Source organism: Limnohabitans sp. (genome assembly GCF_040401135.1).
Taxonomy (GTDB): Bacteria; Pseudomonadota; Gammaproteobacteria; order Burkholderiales; family Burkholderiaceae_C; genus Limnohabitans.
This window is the reverse complement of record NZ_JBBAOV010000013.1, coordinates 51,941-54,720: the sequence shown is the minus strand read 5'-3', so window position 1 is coordinate 54,720 and position 2,780 is coordinate 51,941. Positions and strand designations below refer to the sequence as shown.

At 57.4% G+C, this 2,780-nt stretch carries 3 protein-coding genes; all 3 read left to right on the top strand.

All coding sequences use genetic code 11. The features are described from left to right. Positions 1-89 precede the first annotated feature (89 nt). Entirely contained in the window at positions 90-1,850 is a 1,761-nt protein-coding gene (gene dnaX, locus ABWP81_RS05605) for a DNA polymerase III subunit gamma/tau (RefSeq protein ID WP_353140170.1), read from the top strand. A gap of 40 nt (positions 1,851-1,890) precedes the next feature. Next, positions 1,891-2,214 (top strand): YbaB/EbfC family nucleoid-associated protein, encoded by a 324-nt coding sequence (locus tag ABWP81_RS05600; RefSeq protein WP_353140168.1) that lies wholly within the window; start codon positions 1,891-1,893, stop codon positions 2,212-2,214. Further along, positions 2,215-2,780 (top strand): recombination mediator RecR (gene recR / locus ABWP81_RS05595; RefSeq protein WP_353140166.1); only part of this gene is annotated, 566 nt, incomplete at its 3' end.

Below are 2,780 nucleotides of genomic sequence, written 5' to 3'. Positions count from 1 at the left end.
GCTTGGTTCCCCATCTGACCCAGTTGGCCGCTTCACCATGTGGGGAGGCCCGTCGAGATCTATTGTAGGTCACATAGAATGTGCCGCTTATGTCCTACCTCGTGCTCGCCCGCAAATATCGCCCCAAAACCTTCACTGAGATGGTGGGGCAAGAGCACGTTGTGCAGGCGCTGACCAATGCGCTGACCACCCAGCGTTTGCACCATGCGTATTTGTTCACGGGCACTCGCGGTGTGGGCAAAACCACGGTGTCGCGTGTGTTGGCTAAATCGCTCAACTGCCAAGGTGTGGACGGCTCAGGCGGCATTACCGCCAACCCCTGCGGTGTGTGCCAAGCTTGTACCGACATTGATGCAGGACGCTTTGTCGATTACACCGAGTTGGACGCCGCTTCTAACCGTGGCGTGGACGAAGTGCAAAGTTTGCTCGAGCAAGCTGTTTACAAGCCCGTGCAAGGCCGCTTCAAGGTCTTCATGATTGACGAGGTGCACATGCTCACCAACACCGCTTTTAACGCGATGTTGAAGACGCTTGAAGAGCCGCCTGAATATTTGAAATTTGTGCTTGCCACCACTGACCCGCAAAAAGTGCCGGTCACCGTGCTGTCGCGCTGCCTGCAGTTCAACCTGCGTCCCATGGCCCCCGAAACCGTGTTGGAGCACTTGGGCCATGTGTTGGGCCAAGAAAACATTACTTCCGAGCCGCAAGCCTTGCGTCTGTTGGCCCGTGCTGCACGTGGCTCCATGCGCGATGCATTGAGCTTGACTGACCAAGCCATTGCCTACGGCGGTGGTCAATTGCAAGAAGCTTCGGTTCGCCAAATGTTGGGTAGCGCAGACCGTTCACATGTGTTCCGCTTGATTGAGGCTTTGGCGCATGGCGACGGCAAATCGGTGGTGGAAACTTCTGAAACTTTGCGCGTTCATGGCCTGAGTGCCGCGGCCACGCTAGAAGACATGTCGATGGTGTTGCAGCGCATGGCGGTGTTGCAAGCTGTGCCTGACATGGGCGAGGGCGATGCAGCCGATCCCGAAGCCGCCGAGATAGCCCGCTTGGCGGGTGTGATGCCGCCCGATGAAACCCAGCTGCTCTACAGCATCAGCTTGCATGGACGTCAAGAACTGGGTCTGGCTCCCGACGAATATGCGGCACTCACCATGGTGCTGCTGCGCTTGTTGGCATTTAAACCACAAGCTTCAAATGCAGCTTCGGCCTCGGCTGAAAAAAAAACTCTAATTAATCTGAAACCTGCTGTTTCTGCACCGGTGCCGATTGCCGCAGAGCCCATTCAAGCTTTGCCCGTGCGCGATATGCAGCCCCGCGAAGTGGCGCCTTGGGAAGACGGTTCCAGCTTCGACCACGATTCTGACGCCGCTGTGGTCGCCATGCCCGTGCGTCAACAGGCCGAGCCCAGCGCCGCATTGGAGCCACAAGTGCCCTCCACAGACGTGCCGCAAATTGAGGCCACGCCCGAGGGTGAGTTTTGGCACAAGTTGGTGACGGACATGTCGTCTGCCGAAACCATCAACGCATTGGTGCGCGAGTTGGCTTTGCAGTCGCAGCTAGTGGCGCGTGACACCGATACATGGATGTTGCGTGTGGAACGTGAGTCGCTGAACAGCACCACCAGCCGCGAGCGTTTGCAAACGGCATTGGCCAGCGCAGGCTACCCTGTGCGGCTGACGGTAGAAGTGGGCCGCGTGCAAGACAGCCCCGCCAAACGCAATGCCGCCGCCGCTGCGCAACGCCAAGCTGGTGCTGAGGCGATCATCCTCAATGACACCTATGTTCAAAGTTTGATGCGTGACTTTGGCGCCAAAATCGTGCCAGGCAGCATCAAACCGATCTAAATCAGACCGTTTTATTTTTTAGTTTGTTAAAAGGAAAATCATGTTCAACAAAGGACAACTTTCGGGCCTGATGAAGCAAGCCCAAGCCATGCAAGAAAACCTGAAAAAGGCACAAGACGAATTGGCGTTCGTCGAGGTCAGCGGTGAGTCTGGCGCTGGTTTGGTCAAGGTGTTGATGACCTGCAAGCACGAGGTCAAACGCATCACCATTGACCCCAGCTTGTTGGCTGACGACAAAGACATGCTGGAAGACTTAGTGGCTGCCGCCTTCAACGACGCCGTGCGCAAAGCTGCCGAGACCAGTGAAGCCAAGATGAGCAAGCTCACCGCTGGTTTGCCACCTGGCCTGAAGCTGCCGTTCTAAATGAGCGACACGTCCGTGCTGGAAGGCCTGATTCAGGCCCTACGCCGTTTGCCCGGGGTGGGGGTGAAATCGGCCTCGCGCATGGCGTACCACCTGTTGCAGCATGACCGTGAGGGGGCTGAGATGATTTCTCAAGCCTTGCACCAAGCGGCAGCTCAGGTAAAACATTGCGAGCGCTGCCACACCTTCACGACGCAGGGGGTGTGCAATACCTGTTTGGACGAGGGGCGCGACAACACGCGCTTGTGTGTGGTGGAAACGCCAGCCGACCAATCGGCGGTCGAGCGCACCGCCGCTTACAAGGGCCAATATTTTGTGTTGATGGGCCGCATCAGCCCTTTGGATGGCTTTGGCCCCAAAGACATTGGCCTACAAAAGCTCATCGAGCGTGCCAGCGATGGCGTGGTGAAAGAAGTCATCTTGGCCACCAACTTCACCGCCGAGGGAGAGGCCACCGCCCATGTGCTGGGCGAGGCGTTAAAGAAGCGCGGTGTGCAAGTCACGCGCCTAGCCCGTGGCGTACCTGTGGGAAGCGAGTTGGAATACGTAGATTTGGGCACCATTGC

Excerpts from the sequence above, each read along its gene's own strand:
- dnaX (WP_353140170.1), top strand. The coding sequence starts at position 90 with ATGTCCTACCTCGTGCTCGCCCGCAAATATCGCCCCAAAACCTTCACT.
- ABWP81_RS05600 (WP_353140168.1), top strand. The coding sequence starts at position 1,891 with ATGTTCAACAAAGGACAACTTTCGGGCCTGATGAAGCAAGCCCAAGCC.